This window comes from Vibrio sp. 10N.286.51.E5, from assembly GCF_041469125.1.
In the GTDB taxonomy this organism is placed as follows: Bacteria; Pseudomonadota; Gammaproteobacteria; order Enterobacterales; family Vibrionaceae; genus Vibrio; species Vibrio crassostreae_C.
This window is the reverse complement of the sequence record NZ_JBFRJZ010000040.1, coordinates 21883-45875: the sequence shown is the minus strand read 5'-3', so window position 1 is coordinate 45875 and position 23993 is coordinate 21883. Positions and strand designations below refer to the sequence as shown.

General features: G+C 47.5%; 1 protein-coding gene. It reads right to left on the bottom strand.

What is annotated here, in order from left to right; genetic code table 11:
- Positions 1–5: 5 nt before the first annotated feature.
- Positions 6–23822, bottom strand: a complete 23817-nt coding sequence (locus tag AB4161_RS14475; protein WP_372083522.1) for a tandem-95 repeat protein — start codon at positions 23820–23822, stop codon at positions 6–8.
- Positions 23823–23993 lie beyond the last annotated feature (171 nt).

Below are 23993 nucleotides of genomic sequence, written 5' to 3'. Positions count from 1 at the left end.
CTCGATTAAATCGAGCTTTGGTCGAAGTCGTTGCCTTGATCGGTTCCAGTTTGAGAATCTGAATCAAAGCTTCCAGAGTCATCCGTGAAGTCAACACCTTGATCTTGACCACCTGAACTTGTCCAGTCGCTGCCTCCAGATTCCATACCCGCCATGTCTGGTTGCTGCTCTTGAGTAGAACCTTGCATGGTGTATTGATCATCGACCTCAACCTCAACAGAACCGCTAGCACCGTCTATTGAACTACCCAATTCGTCGTAACCTTGGAATTGGATCTCGCTAGTACCTTCATAACCTTCTGGAAGTTCAACGGATACAGGCTGCTCTAGGTTGCCACTGATTGTGAAGCTACCATCACCGTTATCCAGTGCGTTGTTCACAGTAGCGCCCTCAGGTAAGCCAGACATATCAGCGTAATCAACCGATTCGTTACCACTCACCTCATCTGGAATCGAGATAGAGATGGTATCGCCCGGTGCCGCGGTTACATCTGCTGTGCTGCCTTCAGTTTCAGCATCTTGAGCTTGGTCATCAGCTTGTTGAGCCACTTCCACTTGTTGCTCTTCTGTTGCTTGAGCAGCTTGGACTTGTGGTTCATCACTTTGTACTGAATCATCTTCAACTTGGATGCTTAAGCTGTGACTTGATACTTCACCGCCGTCGTTAACTTCAACATTCATCGCTAAATTGCCATCGAAGTCTTCGTTCGGCCAGTAAGTCCACTCACCTTCACCTGATTCGGCAAAGAAGCCAGCATCGTTCGCGTCTGCAACATCAACAACTTGTGCAGAATCACTGACGCCTAACTCATCCACCAGCTGTGCATCCGTGATAGTTAGTGAACCATCATCAGCTAAGGTATAACCTTCGCTCGCCGCTGCTTCATCGCCACTTTGGATATCCACATTGAAGAAGCTTTCGATGCGATTTTCGCCATCGGTCGCTATAAACCCAACTTGAACATCGCCGGTGTAGTCTTCAGCAGGAGTGAATTGATAGTTACCTTGGTTATCGCTCTCAATTACGCCCTGACCTTCCATCAAGCTTACTGACTCAATGCTCAAGCTGTCGCCTTCTGCATCGCTCAGATTCGCTAACATGTCTTCATCAGTGAACGACAAGGTGGCATCCGCTGCGATTTCCGTCGTTGTGATGCTGTTAACTTCTGGTGCTGCATTCTCTTGCGAGTCGCCTTCTTTCACGACTACGCCAGTTTGCTCATCATGAAGCACGCCATCTTTATCAACTACGTATGCAATGTCTGCTTCGCCCGTGAAGCCTGGTGCTGGTGTGAACGTCCAAGTGCCATCGCCATTATCGACAATCTCACCTTGGCTGCGGTCGGCAAGATGAACCAGTTTCACTTCATCATCGCTGTCTGCATCCACATTCTCAGCCAAACCAATTAGGTCGTCCGCCGTTAGGATGATGGAATCACCCGCCACAGTTTCGAAATCACCTGAATCGATACCATCATCAAACGCTTCCGGCTCATCTCCGTAATCAACCGTTGTTGCGCTTACGGTTACGAAGAACTCACCATGGAAGTCTTCAGGCGGCGTCATTTGAATGTTTGAGATATCCCAGTCGAACAGGTCGATGTATTGACCCGGCTCGGTGATCATCACGGTATTCACACCATCTGTTACCTCGAATCCAACAGGGAAACCTGTCATCACCAAGTTACTTAGTGTTTCTGAATCATCGACTAGGCCAACGTTCAGTCCCAAGTGACCCGTTTCATCTTCGCCGAAGACTAATGGACCGTCATGGTCAGTTGAAATAACCGCGCCATCTGCGACAGGACGTACGTACACAGGAACATCGAGAACCGTTTCGAACTCACCGTCACTCACGACAACTTGTAGGTCAGAAACACCCGCAAAGTCGCCTGTTGGTGTGAATGTCCAAGTACCATCACCGTTGTCTGTAACTTCTCCGCCATCTTCACCGTCTGCGGTGATAATGCGAGAAACAACAAGGTCTGCGGTATCAATGTCACCGAACAAGTTCATCAAGTCGCCAGCATCGAAGGTGAACGCGCCATCTTCGTCTGTGGTCATCATTGCGTTGCCGACATTGAATGGTGCGTCGTTAACCGGAATGACATCCACATTCAGCGAGCCATCAACCACTTCTTCACCGTCAGTAGCTTGATAACCGAGTTCTACTAAGCCATTAAAGTCTTGAGTAGTCACTAAGTGATACATGCCGTCTGGTTGCTGAGTTAAGGTCGCATTCGCTGGTGCTCGTACTGTGATGCTCTCAATGCTGATCTCGTCGCCATCAAGGTCTGTCACTTGACCCGCGATGTAAGCAGGGTCAATCACCATGACCACATCTTCTTCGCCTTGCATCTCAATGGTTGGCGCTTCAGGTGCATCATTCACTGGCGTAACATCGATGTTGCCGTCGACTGAAATTGTCTCTTGGCCATCGCTAACGTTAAACGTCATTGGCACATCGCCATTGAAGTTTTCGTTTGGTGTAAATGACCAAGTACCATCTTCGTTATCTAGCAACTCACCCAAGCTAGGGTCGATTTGTAGACCAGAAGCCGACAGCTCGTCTGCGGTGTTATCGATGTCGGTAGCTTGAGCTAACAACATGTCTTGTGTGATAAGAATGGTGCTGTCTTCGGCTGTGGTTAGTTTCACATCCTCAGATTCAGGTCCATCGTTCACAGCCAGAACTTCGATACCTGCCGTTGTTGTTGCCGTTGCACCGTCATCATCGGTCACGACCACATCTAGGCTGATATCACCATTAAAGTTCTCGTTTGGCGTGAAGGTCACAGACCCATTATCGTTTTGAACCAAGGTGCCGTCAGAGCCTGAGTAAGTCACGCTTTCAAGTGACACTTCACCATCAACGTCAGAGCTATTAGCAATTAACTGCTCAGGACTGATTGTGATGGTGCCATCTTCGTTCATTTGGTAAGACGTAGAACCCGCTACCGGCGCATCGTTAACATCCGTTACCGTCACACCAATATTGGCATCGACTGTCTCAGTGCCATCAGTCACTGTGAAGCCTAGGTTGACATCGCCATTGAAGTTCTCGTTCGGAGCAAAGCTATAAGTGCCGTCACCGTTATCAGTGAACACACCTTCTGCGCCCGTGTAAGACACGTCAACGATAGACAAGTCATCGCCGTCAATGTCTGCAGCACCTGCTAGTAGGTCTGCATCCGTGAAGATTAGCGTTCCATCTTCCTCAACAGTAAAGTTTTGGTCTTCTGCTGTTGGTAGGTCATTGACTGGGTTAACCGTTAGGTCGACTCCAGCTTGAACAGTTTCAAGGCCATCTGACACATCGAAGCTCAAATCAATGTCACCGTTGAAATCAGCATCCGGAGTGATAGTAAATGAACCATCTTCGTTCGCTGTTACGGTCGCATTGTCACCTGCAGATAGGTTGCTTGCGGTTAGTGCATCACCATCAACATCGGATGCGTTAGCCAGCAACTGCTCTTGAGATAGCGTAATTGAACCGTCTTCATCAACCGAGTAAGCCACGTTTCCGGCCACTGGTGCGTCGTTAACTGCAATAACTTCAATACCAGCGGTAGTCTGAGCCGTTGCACCGTCGTCATCAATAACCGTCACATCAAGGTTGATGTCGCCGTTAAAGTTTTCGTTTGGTGCGAACGTTACCGACCCATCTTCATTTTGAACCAAGATACCGTCTGCACCTGAGTAGCTCACGCTATCAAGCGACACTTCACCGTCCACATCGGAGCTATTAGCAATCAACTGCTCAGGGCTCAATGTGATGGTGCCATCTTCGTTCATTTGGTAAGACGTTGCGCCTGCCACTGGTGCATCGTTAACGTCTGTTACCGTTACGTCGATGTTAGCATCGACCGTCTCTGTACCGTCAGATACTGAGAAGTCTAGGCTTAAGTCACCGTTGAAGTTCTCGTTCGGTGCAAAGGTGTAGGTTCCATCGCCATTGTCGGTAAACACACCCTCTGCGCTAGTGTAAGACACGTCGGCAACTGAAAGCTCATCACCATCAATATCAGAAGCACCTGCTAGCAGTTGCTCGTCCGTAAAGGTAAGCGAACCGTCTTCTTCAATGGTGTAAGCGACATCTTCTACAACTGCGATGTCATTCACTGGATTCACAGTAAGGTCAGCCGTTGCAACAACCGTTTCAGTACCATCAGAAAGGTCGAAGCTTAGGTCAATATCGCCATTAAAGTCAGCATCCGGGGTAATGGTAAATGAACCATCATCGTTTGCCGTAACGGTCGCGTTATCACCGGCGGTTAGGTTGGCAGCGGTAAGATCATCGCCGTCCACATCCGATGCTTGAGCAAGCAGCTGCTCTTGGCTTAATGTGATTGAACCATCTTCATCCACTGAGTAAGCCAAGTCACCTGACACTGGCGCGTCGTTAACCGCGATAACTTCAATACCCGCAGTGGTTTCAGCCGTTGCACCCTCTTCATCAGCAACGGTGACATCTAGGCTGACATTGCCGTTGAAGTTTTCATTTGGTGCGAAGCTGTAAGTACCATCACCATTGTCAGTAAAGATACCGTCTGCGCCTGAGTAGGAAACGTCGCTAACGGATACATCACCTTCAATGTCTGAGCTGTTCGCAAGAAGCTGTGCTTCAGAGATGGTAATCACGTTATCTTCGTCAACGCTGTAGGTCGTTGAACCTGCAACTGGCAAGTCATTAACGGCAATGACGTCGATACCTGCGGTTGTTTCAGCGGTTGCGCCATCTTCATCCATAACAGAGACATCAAGACTGATGTCACCGTTAAAGTTTTCGTTTGGAGCAAAGGTGTAAGTACCATCACCATTATCAGTGAATACACCATCAGTGCCGCTGTAGCTTACATCGCTGACAAACACTTCCCCTTCAACATCCGAGCTATTCGCTAGAAGTTGTGCATCGCTTAGGGTGATACTGCCGTCTTCTTCAACACTGTAAGTCGTAGAACCCGCTACCGGTACGTCGTTGATTGGAACCACTTGAACATCAATATTCGCCGATACAACATCTGTACCATCACTCACATCGTAAGTTAGGTCGACATTACCATTGAAGTTCTCGTTTGGAGCAAAGGTATAAGTACCGTCGCCGTTATCCGTGAACACACCGTCTGTACCTTCGTAGTTAACCGACTCGACAGAAAGATCATCGCCGTCAATATCCGTTGCACCAGTCAGTAGCTGTTCATCGGTAAAGGTCAGCGAACCATCTTCATTAATGGTGTAGTCGTGGTCGTAAATTACAGAAAGGTCGTTAACTGCTGTTACAGTCACGTCTAGTTCCGCTGGAGTAACCCCACCGTTGCCATCGTCTACGTTGTAGCTAATCGAGAATTCACCATTGAAGTTCTCTTCCGGTGTAATGGTGTAAGTACCATCACCATTGTCAGTGATAAGAGCGTTCTCAATGGAAACATCTCCAACACTTGGTTCGTTACCACCCGTTTCACCAGAATCATCACCTTCCTCGCCGGTTAGCAATTCAGAGATATCAATGCCGTTTTCATTCGCGAGCGCTTCTTCTGCCGTTGGTAAATCAAACGCATTCTCGCTGCCTACATCTTGGCTTGGAACAATAACGCCGTTCACGATATCAAATACATGCCAGTGGTCACCCGATGGGCTTTCAGATAAATCAGGGCTAAAGGTTTCAACCAATGTATCGCCAACAAATACCTGAACCTGTACATCTTCAACACCATCTACATCCCAACTTCTGCTGGTGTAGTTGTGTACTGAATAGTGCATGTCAGCATCTTGATAATTTGGAATAGTGATGGTTTCAGGACCACCGCCATTCGTGTCATCTACATCTTGCTGAACAACGTTACCTTCACCAAGATCATGGCTCATGTCGCGATAGTAAATATGGTCTAGCTCACTGCCATTCTCTGTATCGTAGAGCCATAGGTGGTTGTCCATATCACGTGGACTGTCACCCCATGTGACCACGATACGCATATCTGTTTCTTCAAGGACTTCAGATATTGCAGTCACGCCACCATTGGTATCTTCGCCTGCTGGAACTAGGAAGCTGCTAGTAATTGAGCCTTCTTGTTCAATCGTAACGGTACCTTGGTCAACAACTGGACCGCTCACAGAGTAGTTACCAGATTGATCCGTCTCCGCTGTGTAAGAATGACCTGCGTTGTCGGTTAGCGTAACATCCGCACCTGCGATTGGATTGCCAGTTTCAGCATCCAACACTGTACCGGTTACGGTTGTTTCATCGCCCTGCTCTCCGATAATTGCGGTCATGTCATCGTCTTCGATGTCAGTCGCGAATTGTAGGAGCTCTTCTTGAGTAATGGTGTATGAACCGTCTTCTTCAATGGTTATCGCCACATCAGCAGAAACAATTGGCGCGTCGTTAACTGGGTCAACGGTTAAGCCTAAGTTAGCGGCAATTGGTGTGTCGCCATCGCTGATGCTGTAGGCAACATCGATGTAGCCATTGAAGTTTTCGCTTGGAGTGATTGAGAACGTGCCATCGCCATTGTCGACAATCGTTGCATCGTCGCCCACTAAGGTTAAGTCGGAAGCGACAAGGTCATCGCCCTCAATATCAGCGGCATTCGCAAGTAACTGCTCCTGCGTGATAGTGATGACATTATCTTCATCAACGTTCGCATAAACATCAGATGTCGTTGGCAAGTCGTTGACTGGGTTTACCGTCAGATCGGCGTTCGCCACAATCGACTCGGTGCCGTCCGAAATATCAAAGCTTAGGTCGATATCGCCATTGAAGTTCGCATCTGGCGTTACCGTAAAGGTGCCATCGCCATTATCAACAACGGTTGCATTATCGCCTGCGCTTAAGTTGCTTGCGGTCAGATCATCGCCATCCACATCAGATGCTTGAGACAGCAACTGCTCTTGAGTCAGAGTAATCGAACCATCTTCATCAATGCTGTATGCCAAGTCACCCGATACTGGTGGATCATTAATTGGAAGAACATCAATACTTGCGCTGGTGGCTACTGTCGCACCGTCTTCATCTGTCACCACTACATCGAGGCTAACATCGCCATCGAAGTTTGCGTTCGGTGCAAAGCTGAATGTGCCGTTGCCGTTGTCAGTAAAGATACCGTCTGCGCCTGTGTAAGTAACACTATCAATCGCCACTTCACCTTCAATATCAGAAGAGTTCGCCAACAGTTGCTCTGCACTGATGGTGATAACTTCATCTTCGTTGACTGAGTAGCTGGTTGAGCCTGCGATTGGCGGATCGTTCACCTCAAGTACGGTGATTCCCGCGGTGGTCGCTTCTGTTGCCCCTTCTTCATCGGTAACAACAACCGCTAAGCTCACATCACCATTGAAGTTCTCGTTTGGCGAGAAGGTGTAAGTGCCGTCACCGTTGTCTTCGAACACACCGTCACTGCCAGTGTAAGTCACGCTATCAATCGCAACCTCACCTTCAATATCTGAAGAGTTGGCTAATAGCTGTTCGTTACTGATCGTGATTGAGTTGTCTTCATGCACAGTGTAAGACGTGCTACCCGCCACTGGTGGATCGTTCTCAGGCGTCACGCTCACATCAATGTTGGCTTGAACCGTATCCGTGCCATCTGACACATCAAAGCTGAAGTTCACATCACCATTGAAGTTCTCGTTTGGCGCAAAGCTGTAGCTTCCGTCGCCATTATCAGTAAGAACGCCATCAGCACCTGTGTATGTCACACCTTCTACCGTTAAGTCATCACCTTCAACATCCGTTGCACCCGTTAACAGGTCAGCGTCAGAGAAGTTAAGAACCCCATCTTCACCAATAGTGAATGCTTGATCTTGTGGCTCTGGCGCATCATTGACAGGTGTTACCGTCAAGTCTAGGCCAGCAGCGACCATGTCTTCCCCATCAGTTACATCGTAACTAAATTCGATATTACCGTTGAAGTTTTCACTCGGTGTAATGGTGAAACTGCCATCGTCGTTCATTTGAACGGTCGCATTTTCATCATTGGTGGTTAGGTTGATTGCTGATAGGTCATCACCATCAATGTCGACAGCGTGCTCTAGCAACTGCTCTTGAGTTAGCGTGATGCTGTTATCTTCGGCTGTAACGGCACTAATATCACCGTCAACTTCTGGAGCATCGTTCGCAGGTGAGATGTGAATCGTCACGTCTTGCGTAGCTGTTGCGGTTGTACCGGTATCAACATCTGTTGATGTTGCATTCACAGTTAGAACCACATCACCATTGAAGTCACCTGAAGGGATAAACTCTAGCCCTTCTAGCTCGCCTGGTTGCAATGACCAAGTGCCATCACCGTTATCGGTACCTGCAGAAAGCGAGCTGCCTTCTGGCACGTCTTCAATCAAGATAGCAAGGTTTTCTGAGCCATCGGTATCTGTTAGAGCTGCATCAATATCAAGTGGTACAGGTGTGTCTTCAGTACCAATGATTTGGTAATCCGCGTCAGACACTGTGATTTCGATGTTGTCGATACCAAACGCCTCGTCACTCACACCTTGGTTCAAGGTTGAACCGAAGCCTAACTCAAGTTGGCCGTCTTCAACGGGTACCGTTAGGTTGATTTGGTGTGCTTGGTCGTTCCAACCACTGAAGCCTTCACCTTGCGACACGCCGTGAACAACTTCACCGACTTCATTGCCCGCTGAATCGTACAACGTTGTAGTGCCATCTTGAGTTTGGAACGCCGAGTTATCTAACGAAGTAAGCTCTTCGCCGCCGACAAAGATTTGGAATGACTCACCATCCCAAGAATCAATTTCGTAGAAACTGAACGAGATATTAACTTCGCTCACATCACTTGGAATGTCGTAAGTTTTGCTGACAGCTTCATCGCCACCAGTGCCACCAATACGACCTAGCATGTCACCTGATTCGAAGCCTTGTGAGCTTTCAGTACCGGTATTCCAGCCGTTTGAGCCAGACTCGAAGTTGTCAGAAGCAATCACTAGGTCAGAAGCAATCGACAGCTCTGGCATATCAACCACAGATTGAACATCAATCGTCGCTTCTGCTGGTACTGTCGCGGTACCGTCATTCACGTCGAACGTCACGTTCACATTGCCGTCGAAGTTTTCATTCGGTGCGAATGTGTAAGTACCGTCGCCGTTATCAACCAAAGTACCGCTATCTGAAGCCACATTTTCAACCGATAGGTTATCGCCATCAATGTCGCCCGCATTTTGCAGCAGTTGCTCTTCTGTAAAGGTAAAGCTGGTGTCTTCTTGAGTCACAAACTGTGGCTCACCGACTGTTGGCAAGTCATTGACAGGGTTAACGGTAAGATCAGCCGTTGCTTGAAGCGTCGCATCACCATCGGTAATGTCGAAGTTCAAATCAATGTCGCCATTGAAGTTCGCATCTGGTGTGATAGTAAAGCTACCGTCATCGTTTGCAGTGACGGTCGCATCACCACCAACGGTCAGGTTAGCCGCTGTTAAGTCATCGCCGTCAACATCACTCGCTTGAGCAAGTAATTGCTCTTGGCTCAAGGTAATTGAACCATCTTCGTCCACGCTGTACGCCAAGTCGCCCGATACCGGAGCATCGTTCACAGGCAGAACGTCAATGCTTGCGTTGGTCGCTACAGTTGCACCATCTTCATCAGTAACGACAACATCTAGGCTTACATCACCATCGAAGTTCGCGTTTGGTGCGAAGCTAAATGTTCCGTCACCATTGTCGGTAAAGATACCGTCTGAACCTGTGTAGTTAACGCTATCAATCGCCACTTCACCTTCGATATCAGAAGCGTTTGCCAACAGTTGCTCTGAACTGATGGTGATAACTTCGTCCTCGTTGACTGAGTAGCTGGTTGAGCCTGCGATTGGTGGATCGTTCACCTCAAGTACAGTAATACCCGCGGTGGTCGCTTCAGTTGCGCCCTCTTCATCAGTTACGACAACATCAAGGCTAACTTCGCCGTTGAAGTTTTCGTTTGGTGAGAAGGTGTAAGTACCGTCACCGTTGTCTTCAAAGACACCGTCAGCGCCAGTGTAAGTCACGCTATCGACTGCCACATCACCTTCAATGTCAGAAGAGTTAGCAAGTAACTGTTCGTCGCTGATGGTAATTGAGTTGTCTTCATGAACGGTGTAAGACGTGCTACCTGCAACCGGTGGATCGTTCTCTGGTGTCACGCTGACATCAATGTTGGCTTGAACCGTATCCGTGCCATCTGACACATCAAAACTGAAGTTCACATCACCATTGAAGTTCTCGTTTGGCGCAAAGCTGTAGCTTCCGTCGCCATTGTCAGTAAGAACACCGTCGGCACCTGTGTAAGTCACGCCTTCAACCGATAGGTCATCCCCATCGATATCGGTAGCACCTGTTAGCAAGTCTTCATCTGTGAAGTTCAAGATGCCGTCTTCGCCAATGCTGAACGTTTGATCTTGTGGTTGTGGAAGGTCATTAACTGGATTAACGGTTAGGTCAGCCGTCGCAACGAGCGTGTCTGTACCGTCGCTAATGTCGAACGTTAGGTCAATGTCACCATTGAAGTTCGCATCTGGCGTAATGGTAAAGCTGCCGTCATCGTTAGCAACAACCGTCGCGTCTCCATCAACAATCAAGTTAGAAGCAGTAAGGTCGTCTCCGTCTACATCGCTTGCTTGAGAAAGAAGCTGCTCTTGGCTCAAGGTAATCGAACCGTCTTCCTCAACACTGTATGCCAGGTCGCCTGATACTGGCACGTCGTTGATTGGTAATACATCAACCGTAATAAACGTATCAACTTGAGCGCCGTCTTCATCTTGAATGGTCACATCCAACTGCACTTGGCCGTTGAAGTTTTCATTCGGAGCGAAGCTACATGTACCGTCACCATTGATTGAGAAGATACCGTCTGGGCCATCGTAGTTGATCTCAACAAGCTCAACATCACCTTCAATATCAGAAGCGTTCAGCAGAACTTGAGACTCATTGAAAGTCAGTACTGAATCTTCATCGATGGTGTATGACGTTGGGCCAGCAACTGGCGGATCGTTCACCTCAAGGACAGTAATACCCGCAGTTGTTGCTTCGGTCGCGCCATCTTCATCCGTCACGACAACATCTAGGCTAACTTCGCCATTAAAGTTCTCGTTTGGCGAGAAGGTGTATGTACCGTCACCGTTGATTTCCAGAACACCGTCGCTACCACTGTAAGTCACGTTATCAATTGCGACTTCGCCTTCAATATCCGAAGAGTTCGCTAGCAGTTGTTCGTTGCTGATTGTAATAGAGTTGTCTTCATGAACCGTGTAAGACGTACTACCCGCAACCGGAGGGTCATTCTCTGGCGTCACGCTTACATCAATGTTAGCGGTTACCGTATCGGTACCATCTGATACATTGAACGAGAAGTTGACATCGCCATTGAAGTTTTCGTTTGGCGCGAAGCTGTATGTGCCATCGCCATTGTCGGTTAGGACACCGTCTGTGCCAGTGTACGTTACACCTTCAACACTTAGGTCGTCCCCTTCAATGTCCGTCGCACCTGTTAATAGGTCTTGGTCATTGAACGTTAACACGCCATCTTCGCCGACTGTGAATGTCTGGTCTTGTGCTTCTGGACCATCGTTCACTGGTGAAACCGTTAGCTCTAGATTGGTAGAGACAACATCATCACCATCAGAAACATCAAACGTAAAGTTAACATCGCCATTGAAATCAGCATCTGGCGTTAATGTGTAAGTACCATCACCGTTATCGGTAATCGTAACGCTCTCATCATCGGTCGCTAAATTCAGAGCCGTCAGATGGTCGCCATCTAAATCGCGAGCATTAGCTAACAAGTCTTCTTGCGTAATGATGATAGAACCATCTTCTTCCACAGTTGCAGCAACAGGAAGTGCTTCAGGTGCGTGCTCAATGTGCGCGCCTGTCGCGTTAATGTAGATGGTTTGAGAGACCGTTTCAGAATCATCATTCGATAGCTCTGTTGCGGTTGCGGTTACATGAACTTCAAGCTGTTCGTTGAAGTCTTCTGGTAACTGGATTTGTAGTGAATTTTCGATAGCCGTTGTTGGTAGGTTCACCGTACCATCAGGACCAACCGTCACTTCACCACTGTAGATTTGGCTGTTCACTTCACCGACATCGATTGTGAAGTTGAAGTCTGAATAGTCAGCATCACCGCCACCATACAAATCTTCAAAGCCGTAAACCAGCTCGCCGTCTTCATTAACCGTTGTGCGCGTATGTTCGATACCATCTTGGTTGAGCTGAGAGCTTGAACCACCATGGAATATCGCGTCACCATTCTGCCCTTGAACTACAGTTTCAGTTCCATCGGCAGCAACAAATACAAGTTGAGGATCAACCGTATCCATGTTTGCAGGCGAACCATCCGCTGCACGGAACTCGTACTGACCTTCCTGCATCGCGTCAAAGTCATTGTGCTGATGCCCGTTTGGAATCAAGAACAGGTTGAAACTTTCACCTTCTTCAACTTGGAAGCTGAACTGATCTTGCCCAGGAACAAGGTCACCACCGCCACCAACTTGTGATGCATTTTCATAGACAACTTCAACACCCGTGATGTTGCCGTCTTCGTCAACTTTGTAGTAACCCGCTGCGTTTTGGTAACCTGCCGTTTCACCTTCAAACGTTACTGTAATTTCAGTGTCGTTGTAACTGGTGATACCGTTCTCTTGGTCATTCAGAACGCCTTCGTTATCGTATTGAATAACCGAACCTTCTGGCACACCATCTACAGTTACGGTAAGTGTTTCAGATAAGTCTTGGTCGACAAGCGCCGCTGCAATATTCAGTTCAACAATGCCGCCTGGCTCAACCAAAATCGCCTGGTCATCAACGTTAACGCCGTCGCCATCGGTTATCACAAGATCCGGCGCATCCGCGACTGCTTCAATATGAACGTTAAGGTCTTGTTCAACCTCATCCGTACCGTCTGTCACAGTAAAGCTGAACTGCAGATCACCACTGAAATGCTCTTCAGGAACGAAGCTGAACGTGCCGTCACCATTGTCGGTGACTGTGCCTTCATCGCCAGAGTAATTGATGCTAGTAACACTGAGGTCATCGCCATCAATATCAATCGCACCACTCAACAGATCTTCTTGAGTGAACAGGATGCTGCCATCCTCTTCAATGTGATACATGCCTGGAGCAACAATTGGAATGTCATTCACCGGATTCACGGTCAATGTCATATCATTAGACGTGCTCAGCTCACCGTCGCTCACCTCATAAGTGAATGCAATATCACCATTGAAGTTTTCAGAAGGTGTCACTGTGTACGTGCCATCACCATTGTCTACAATGCTGGCATTTGGATCGTTAGTTTCAAGCGCGCTTGCAAACAACTCATCGCCATCTTGGTCGCTCGCGTTCTCCAACAACATTTCTTGTGTAACGAGGATTGAACCATCTTCGTCGACATCTGCCACCATTGGCGTCGCTTCTGGCGCATCGTTGACGAACTCAACTTTTAGGTCGATGTTTGCGGCAACCACATCAGTGCCATCGCTCACATCAAACGCTAAGTCAACGTTACCGAAGAAGCCCTGCTCTGGTGTTAATGTGTATGTTCCATCGCCATTGTCTGTGACTTCTACCGTGTCGCTTGCACTCGTCACATTCACAACTGACAGTTCATCACCTTCAACGTCTGTCGCTTGTGCCAGTAATTCAGCTTCGGTAATAGTAATCGCTTGACCATCTTCCGTAGTGAAAGACATGTCTGGAACGTCTGGCGCATCGTTGATAGGGTTTACGGTTAGGTTGAGGTCAGCCGCAACAGTTTCGATCGCGTCAGTGACATCATAAGTAAACTCAATCTCACCAAAGAAATCTGCACTTGGTGTAATAGTGAAGCTACCGTCTGGGTTTTCTACAACAACCGCATTTGGATCGTTGGTCGCTAAGTTAACGGCTTCAAGGTTGTCGCCATCGACATCCGTCGCATTCGCTAACAGATCCTCTTGAGTGATAGTGATTGAACCATCTTCATCAACAGCGGCTTCAATTGGACCACCAACCTCTGGGCCTTCATTGACAATTTCAACATCAACTCTTGCTGTACTTGGTGCGCTTGCTTGGCCATCACTGATATCGAAAGTCAGATTCACTTCACCGTAGAAGTCTTCTGCAGGTTCGAAGGTAAAGGTATTATCACCGTTATCCGTTAACGTACCTTGCGTTTGGTCTGCAAGTAATAGGTTTTCGACATGAAGAATGTCGCCATCAACATCGGTAGCACCAGACAATAGGTCTTTCGCTTCGATGATCATGGAGCCGTTTTCAAGCATTTGGGTGTGCAATGGTTCACCCGGAACCGGCACATCATTGACTGGTACGACCGTTAGGTCTAGATGCGTTGCAACTTCATCAGTTCCATCAAACACCTTGTAGTCGATGTCGATTTCACCATTGAAGTTTTCATTCGGCATGAAGGTAAACGTACCATCGCCGTTATCAACTAGCTCACCGTTATCACCACCGTAAGTGATGTCAGAAATAGACAGCGTATCGCCTTCCACATCTGTGGTGTTCGCTAGCAAGTCATCTGCACTGAACGTGATACCTTCATCTTCATCTGTCGATAGAACAATCGGGCCAGAAACGATTGGCGCATCATTTACTGATTCGAAATTGATATTGATGATATTGCTGTCTGTCAGCTCACCATCGGTAACTTGGTAACCAAGTTCGATTTCACCATGGAAGTTTTCATCCGGTGTTACCGTCCAAGTGCCATCACCATTATCGGTGAGTGTTGCATGCTCTGAGTTTTCACCCACTAGCTCTAGATTTTCAATATCAAGGTCGTCGCCATCAATATCAGATGCTTGCGCCAGTAGTTGCTCTTCGGTAATCACAACCGAAGCAAACTGGGCAGAACCATCGGTATCGACAGTAATATTCGGAAGATCAGCCGTTAACTCGATTTCGTTGTCACCCGCATGGATATTCAACTCAACCGTTTCAGTAATCTCTGAACCGTCTACACCAATCGATGTAAACACCGCTTCATCATGACAAGTTTGTGACACTGTCATGTTTTGAACGACGTAAGTACCATTACCTTGCACGGTACCAAGCTCAAAGTAGGACACTGGTTGATCAACCGTTAGCGTGTAATCTGTCTCGAAAGTACCACGGTCTTCTTTGTGGTAAGTCATCGAGTCAATTAGGTCGCCATCCTCATTGAACGCTTTGATTTCTACTTCTGTAAAGTGACGAGACTCTTCCATGAACCAGCCACCCAAACCATCTAGGTGGAAACTGATTTCATTGATGTCTTGACCTTCAACTGAAACCGTCAGTTTCTCATCACCACTTAAGCCTTGGCGGTCAGTATCACCGATACCATGACCAATGTGGGTGTTGCCATTCCAGGCACCAAGAGGGTCATCGTTACTTTGAACAGTTACCGTTAAGTCACCATCTGAGAACTCACGCGTATAAGGGTCAACTTCTGTACCCCAATCATCCACACTCGCGTTATCGTCAAACGTACCGATTTGTGTGGTGTGTGTACCTTCAGCAAGAGCATCTTCACTTGGAACAAAGCGCACTTCGGTATCTGCAGGAACTTCTTGTCCTACTTCCAGTACCACCCATTCGTCATTCACATTTGCTTCAATGATGCCGTTTTCTGGCGCTTGGTCTAAACGTAGTGCTGGTTCTTCACGAAGTGTCACACCAACTGTTTGGTCTTCTTGCGCTTGGATGAAGATTTCATCGCCCGCTTCTGGCGCATCGTTGACAGGGTTAACCGTCAAGTCGAGTGTCGTCAGAACTTCATTCTCACCATCACTGATGCTGTATGTGAAGTCCAACTCGCCATTGAAGTTTTCTGTGTGCGTAATAGTGAATGAACCATCGTCATTAGTAACAATTGTCGCATCTGGATCGTTGGTTTGTAGGTTAGATGCCGTTAACTCATCACCTTCAACATCGGTCGCATTAGCGAGTAACTGCTCTTGAGTAATGGTGATTGAATTATCTTCATCGACTTCAGCCTGAATGCCCGAAGTTTCAGGTCCGTCATTCACAGCGATAACATCGATGCCAGCGGTTGTGGTTGCGGTTGCACCGTCTTCGTCAACGACAACAACGTCTAGTGAAATATCACCATCGAAGTTTTCATTTGGCGTAAAGGTGTAAGTACCATTGCCATTATCAACAAATGAGCCGTCATCACCGGAGTACGATACTCCAGACAGTGAAACATCGCCTTCTACATCGGAAGAGTTTGCCAATAGTTGCTCATCACTGATCGTGATTTGCCCATCTTCTTGAACTGTGTAAGATGTCGAGCCCGCTACCGGTGGATCATTCTCAGGCGTTACGCTGACATCAATAACAGCTGATGTTGAATCAGTACCGTCAGAGACATCGAATGAGAATTGAACATCACCATTGAAGTTCTCGTTTGGAGCAAAGCTGTATGTGCCGTCGCCATTATCGCTAAGAACACCATCTGCACCTGTGTAGAGCACGTTTTCAATCGACAGTTCATCACCATCAATATCCGACGCGCCTGCAAGCAGGTCTGCATCGGTGAAGAGTAACGTACCGTCTTCTTCAATCGTGAACTGTTGATCTTGCGCTTGTGGCAAGTCATTAACCGGATTCACGGTAATGTCTAGGCCAACTTGAACTGAACCACCATCGTTATCGATGATATCGAAGTTCAGATCTAGGTCACCGTTGTAATCTGCGTTCGGTGTGATGGTGTAGCTGCCATCATCATTGTGTTGGATGGTCGCATTTTCATCAGTAGATAGATTGATAGCTTCTAAGTTATCGCTATCGATATCACCTGCTCTTGCTAGCAATTGCTCTTGGCTTAGCGTGATGGAGCTATCTTCATTGATGGTGTAAGCCAAATCGCCCGATACTGGCGCATCATTGATTGGCAATACATCAACGTTAATGTGTGTTTCAACCGTTGCGCCATCTTCATCTTGAATGGTCACACCCAGTTGAACCTGACCATTGAAGTTTTCGTTGGGTGCAAAGCTGCATGTACCATCACCATTTACAGTGAAGATACCGTCAGAGCCATCGTAGTTAATGCCAACAAGTTCTACATCGCCTTCGATATCCGAAGCATTCACAAGAATCTGAGATTCACTGAACGTCAGAACCGAATCTTCGTCAATGGTGTATGACGTTGGACCCGCAACTGGTGGATCGTTCACTTCAAGAACGGTAATACCTGCTGTGGTTTCATCAATTGCACCTTCTTCATCTGCAACAATCACATCAAGGCTGATATCACCGCTGAAGTTTTCATTAGGAAGGAAGGTATAGCTGCCATCGCCGTTATCTTGGAACACACCATCAGTGCCACTGTAAGTCACAGTATCAACCGACACCGCACCTTCAATATCCGAAGAGTTAGCTAGCAACTGTTCATCAGAAATTGTGATGGCATTGTCTTCATTGACCATGTATGAGGTTGAACCCGCAACTGGCGGATCGTTCTCAGGAGTCACACTCACATCAATGTTAGCGCTAACGGTTTCTGTGCCATCAGACACATCGAAACTGAAGTTCACATCGCCATTGAAGTTTTCATTTGGCGCAAAGGTATAAGTACCATCACCGTGGTCGGTCAGTACGCCATCACCACCTGTATAGCTAATACCTTCAACGGTTAAGTCGTCGCCATCAATATCGGTGGCACCGGTAAGTAAGTCGGCGTCTGTAAATTGAAGCGTACCGTCTTCTGCGATACTGAATTGTTGGTCTTGAGGAACCGGCAAGTCATTAACTGGGTTAACAGTAAGATCGGCGGTTGCTTGAACCGTGTCAGTACCGTCAGTGATGTTGAATTGAATATCAATGTCACCGTTGAAGTTTTCATCTGGCGTAATCGTGAAACTGCCGTCATCGTTAGCTACAACCGTCGCATCACCACCAACTGTTAAGTCACTTGCGGTTAGATCTTCGCCTTCTACATCGGACGCTTGAGACAACAGCTGATCTTGGCTCAGTGTGATTGAACCATCTTCGTTAACGTTGTAAGCCAAATCACCAGACACTGGCGCATCATTGATTGGTAATACGTCAACATTGATGACGGTTTCCACTTCTGCACCATCTTCATCACGAATGGTGACATCAAGCTGAACTTGGCCATTAAAGTTCTCATTTGGAGCGAAGCTGCAAGTGCCGTCACCATTTACTGAGAAGATACCCTCAGGGCCATCGTAGCTAATACCAACAAGATCAACATCCCCTTCTACATCTGAGGCGTTAAGCAACACTTGAGACTCACTGAAGGTCAACACTGAATCTTCATCAATGGTATAAGACGTTGGGCCAGCAACCGGCGGATCGTTCACTTCAAGAACATTGATGCCCGCGGTCGTTGCATCGGTCGCACCCTCTTCATCAGCAACAACCACATCAAGTGCAATTTCACCGCTGAAGTTCTCATTTGGCGAGAAGGTGTAAGTGCCGTTACCATTGATTTCAAGGACACCGTCACTACCAGAGTAAGTCACGCTGTCTATCGATACATCACCTTCAATATCTGAAGATGTTGCCAATAGTTGTGCATCAGAAATGGTAATCGAATTGTCTTCATTCACCGTGTAGGACGTTGAACCCGCAACTGGCGGATCGTTCTCAGGAGTCACGTTTACATCAATGTTTGCAGACACCGTATCTGTTCCGTCTGAAACATCGAAGCTAAAGCTAACATCACCATTGAAGTTTTCGTTTGGAGCAAAGCTGTATGAGCCCTCACCCAAGTCAGTCAGTACGCCATCAGTACCTTCATAAGTGATACCTTCAACCGTCAGGTTATCGCCTTCAACGTCTGTCGCGCCTGTAAGCAGATCCGCGTCTGTGAACAGTAAAGTACCGTCTTCTGCAATACTGAACTGTTGATCTTGAGGTACTGGTAGGTCGTTTACTGGGTTAACCGTTAGGTCAGCCGATGCTTGAACGGTATTGGTGCCATCAGAGATATCGAAACTGATATCGATGTCACCGTTGAAGTTCTCATCTGGCGTGATGGTGAAACTGCCGTCATCATTAGCTACAACCGTCGCATCTCCACCAACCGTTAGGCCGCTAGCAGTAAGGTCATCGCCTTCTACGTCAGAAGCTTGCGATAGAAGCTGCTCTTGACTTAGACGAATCGAACCGTCTTCGTCGATTGAGTACGCTAGGTCGCCTGACACAGGTGCATCATCAACTGCCGTAACGCTCACATCGATGTTTGCAGAGACTGTATCGGTACCATCTGATACATCAAAGCCAAAGTTTACGTCGCCATTGAAGTTCTCATTCGGAGCAAAGGTGTACGTACCATTACCGTTGTCGGTAAGAATACCGTCACCGCCATCGTAGGTCACACCTTCAACCGTTAGGTTGTCGCCTTCAATATCAGTCGCACCTGTTAATAGGTCAGCATCAGTGAAAATAAGTGTGCCGTCTTCTTCAACGCTGAACTGTTGGTCTTGAGGTACTGGCAGGTCATTAACTGGGTTAACGGTTAGGTCAGCCGATGCTTGAACCGTATTGGTACCATCTGAGATATCGAAGCTAATATCGATATCACCATTGAAGTTCTCATCTGGCGTGATGGTGAAGCTGCCGTCATCATTAGCTACAACCGTCGCATCTCCACCAACCGTAAGGTCGCTAGCCGTAAGGTCATCGCCTTCCACATCTGATGCTTGAGAAAGCAGCTGCTCTTGGCTTAGACGAATCGAACCATCTTCGTCGATTGAGTACGCTAGGTCACCAGACACAGGCGCATCATCAACGGCAGTCACACTTACATCGATGTTCGCAGAGACCGTATCGGTTCCGTCTGACACATCGAAGCCGAAGTTTACGTCACCATTGAAGTTTTCATTTGGCGCAAAGGTGTACGTACCGTTGCCATTGTCAGTAAGGATACCGTCGCCACCATCGTAGGTCACACCTTCAACCGTTAGGTTATCACCTTCAATGTCAGTAGCGCCTGTTAATAGGTCTGCATCGGTGAAGATAAGCGTTCCATCTTCTTCAACACTGAACTGTTGATCTTGAGGGACTGGCAGGTCGTTAACTGGGTTAACCGTTAGGTCAGCTGATGCTTGAACGGTATTGGTACCATCTGAGATATCGAAGCTAATATCGATATCACCATTGAAGTTCTCATCTGGCGTGATGGTGAAGCTGCCGTCATCATTAGCTACAACCGTCGCATCACCGTCGACCGTTAGGCTGCTGGCCGTCAAGTCATCGCCTTCCACATCTGATGCTTGAGAAAGCAGCTGCTCTTGGCTTAGACGAATCGAACCATCTTCGTCGATTGAGTACGCTAGGTCACCAGACACTGGTGCATCATCAACCGCAGTCACACTTACATCGATGTTCGCAGAGACCGTATCGGTTCCGTCTGACACATCGAAGCCGAAGTTTACGTCACCATTGAAGTTCTCGTTTGGCGCAAAGGTGTAAGTACCATTACCGTTATCAGTAAGGATACCGTCACCGCCATCGTAGGTCACACCTTCAACAGTTAGGTTGTCGCCTTCAATGTCCGTTGCGCCTGTTAACAGGTCTGCATCAGTAAAGATTAACGTGCCGTCTTCTTCAACGCTGAACTGTTGATCTTGAGGTACTGGCAGGTCATTAACTGGGTTAACGGTTAGGTCAGCTGATGCTTGAACCGTATTAGTACCATCTGAGATATCGAAGCTGATATCGATGTCGCCATTGAAGTTCTCATCTGGCGTAATCGTGAAGCTGCCGTCATCATTAGCTACAACCGTCGCATCTCCACCAACCGTAAGGTCGCTAGCTGTCAGGTCATCGCCTTCAACATCTGACGCTTGCGATAGCAATTGCTCTTGGCTTAAACGGATAGAACCGTCTTCATCGATTGAGTACGCTAAGTCACCAGACACTGGCGCATCATCAACCGCTGTAACACTCACATCGATGTTGGCAGAGACCGTATCGGTACCATCTGACACATCAAAACCAAAGTTTACGTCGCCATTGAAGTTTTCGTTTGGAGCAAAGGTGTACGTACCATTACCGTTATCAGTAAGGATACCGTCGCCACCGTCGTAGGTCACACCTTCAACCGTAAGGTTGTCGCCTTCAATGTCTGTAGCGCCTGTTAACAGGTCTGCATCGGTGAAAATCAACGTGCCGTCTTCTTCCACGCTGAACTGTTGATCTTGAGGGACTGGCAGGTCATTAACTGGGTTAACGGTTAGGTCAGCTGAGGCTTGAACGGTATTGGTGCCATCCGAGATATCAAAGCTGATATCGATGTCACCATTGAAGTTCTCATCTGGCGTGATGGTGAAACTGCCGTCATCGTTAGCTACAACCGTTGCATCACCGCCGACTGTTAGGCTGCTGGCCGTCAAGTCATCGCCTTCTACGTCAGACGCTTGCGATAGAAGCTGCTCTTGGCTTAGACGAATCGAACCGTCTTCGTCGATTGAGTACGCTAGGTCGCCAGACACTGGTGCATCATCAACCGCCGTAACACTCACATCGATGTTCGCAGAGACCGTATCGGTGCCATCAGACACATCAAAGCCGAAGTTTACGTCGCCATTGAAGTTTTCATTTGGAGCGAAAGTGTAAGTACCGTTACCGTTGTCGGTCAAGATACCGTCGCCACCGTCGTAGGTCACACCTTCAACCGTTAGGTTGTCACCTTCAATGTCGGTAGCACCTGTTAACAGGTCTGCATCGGTGAAGATTAACGTGCCATCTTCTTCAACGCTGAACTGTTGGTCTTGTGGTACTGGTAAATCGTTAACTGGGTTAACGGTTAGGTCTGCAGAAGCTTGAACGGTATTGGTGCCATCTGAGATATCGAAGTTGATATCGATGTCACCATTGAAGTTCTCATCTGGCGTAATCGTGAAGCTACCGTCATCGTTTTGAGTAACGGTTGCATCACCACCAACCGTTAGGTCGCTGGCTGTCAGGTCATCGCCTTCAACATCTGACGCTTGTGATAACAGTTGCTCTTGGCTCAGTGTGATTGAACCATCTTCGTTAACGTTGTAAGCCAAATCACCAGACACTGGCGCATCATTGATTGGCAGTACGTCAACATTGATGACGGTTTCAACTTCTGCACCGTCTTCATCACGAATGGTGACATCAAGCTGAACTTGGCCATTAAAGTTCTCATTCGGTGCGAAGCTACAAGTGCCATCACCATTTACTGAGAATATACCCTCAGGGCCATCGTAGCTAATACCAACTAGCTCAACATCCCCTTCTACATCTGAGGCATTAAGCAACACTTGAGACTCACTGAAGTTCAGTACTGAGTCTTCATCAATGGTGTAAGACGTTGGGCCTGCAACCGGCGGATCGTTCACTTCAAGAACATTGATACCCGCAGTCGTCGCGTCAGTCGCACCATCTTCATCAGCAACAACCACATCCAGTGCAATTTCACCGCTGAAGTTCTCATTTGGTGAGAAGGTGTAAGTGCCGTTACCATTGATTTCAAGGACACCGTCACTACCAGAGTAAGTCACGCTGTCTATCGATACATCACCTTCAATATCTGAAGACGTTGCCAATAGTTGTGCATCAGAAATGGTAATCGAGTTATCTTCATTTACGGTGTAAGAAGTAGAACCCGCAACTGGAGGATCATTTTCCGGAGTCACGCTAACATCAATGTTTGCAGACACGGTATCGGTACCGTCTGACACATCGAAGCTAAAATTCACATCGCCATTAAAGTTTTCGTTTGGCGCAAAGCTATATGAGCCATCACCCAAGTCAGTCAGTACGCCATCAGTACCTTCATAAGTGATACCTTCAACCGTCAGGTTATCGCCTTCAATGTCAGTAGCGCCAGAAAGAAGGTCAGCGTCGGTGAATACAAGAGTTCCGTCTTCCTCGATTTCAAACGTTTTATCTTCAGGAACAGGCGCGTCATTAATCGGACGTACCGTTAAATCAATTGCGCTGCTAATCGTTTCTTGGCCGTCACTGATGTCGAAAGTAAGGTCAAGTTCACCATTAAAGTCAGCTGAAGGAACGACGGTGAAAGTACCATCACCATTGTCTTGAACTGTTGCATCAGCACCAACTTGAACGTTAGAAGCAACAAGTTCATCCCCATCTACATCACTTGCGTATTCGAGTAATTGTTCTTGAGTGAATGTTATGGAGCCATCTTCATCCATGATGTAAGCCAGATCTTGTTCTGCTTCTGGCGCATCATTTTCACTTTCTACATTGATTTGGAAAGTTTCACTCGTCGTTTCAGAATCAAAATCATCTTCTACTTGATTTGTTACTTCACCACTTTGGTCCTGAACATCGACTGCAAACGTTTCTTCTGCGGTTTCCGAATCTAGATTATCACCACCTTGTGACCCTTCAGAGTCTGTTGAAGAACTTGATGCTGCTGAAGTTTGTACTGCTTGACCTTGGGCTTGATTACCTTCTGCATCAACTCCCCCTTCAGATCCGGCAGCACCACCGCCACCTACAGCTTGTGCACCTGCACCAGAACCCTCACCACCACTTCCCGATGTACCTTCAGCGCTTCCTCCTTCAGAAGCAACACTATCTACCACATTGGATTGAGCTGCCTGTGAATCACTACTACTTTCTGGCGTCTCTTCTTGCACAGCCGCACCAGAGGCCGAGGCATCTTCAGCATTACCTGCACCACTCGGATTGTCGTCTAAAGCCTGGTTAACTTCGTCTGCCGCATCCGTATTTTCAGCACCCGTCGCTATTGTCGACGCAATCGTATTTTGTTGATTTTGTTGATTCTGCTGTTGGGAGGGCGTACCCGCGTCGTTCGTGTCCGTTTGTTCTACCGCGTCATTTAGATCTTCATTTTGGTTGTTTTGGTTATTTTCGCCTGCCATTACAGCCTCCGTTGCTACTAGCTAACTGATCGTATTTATAGAGGCATTAAAGGACATCATTTTGAAAAACCAATTTTTTATACAACATTTTTCATAATTTCTTTTTAAAGAGAAAGAATCAAAAAAAATTTGAAAACTGCCTTTAAAGATCCTTAGTTATTGTGATTAAAG

Bases quoted from the DNA above. Each gene is read 5' to 3' on its own strand.
- AB4161_RS14475 (WP_372083522.1), bottom strand. From the start codon at position 23,822: ATGGCAGGCGAAAATAACCAAAACAACCAAAATGAAGATCTAAATGAC.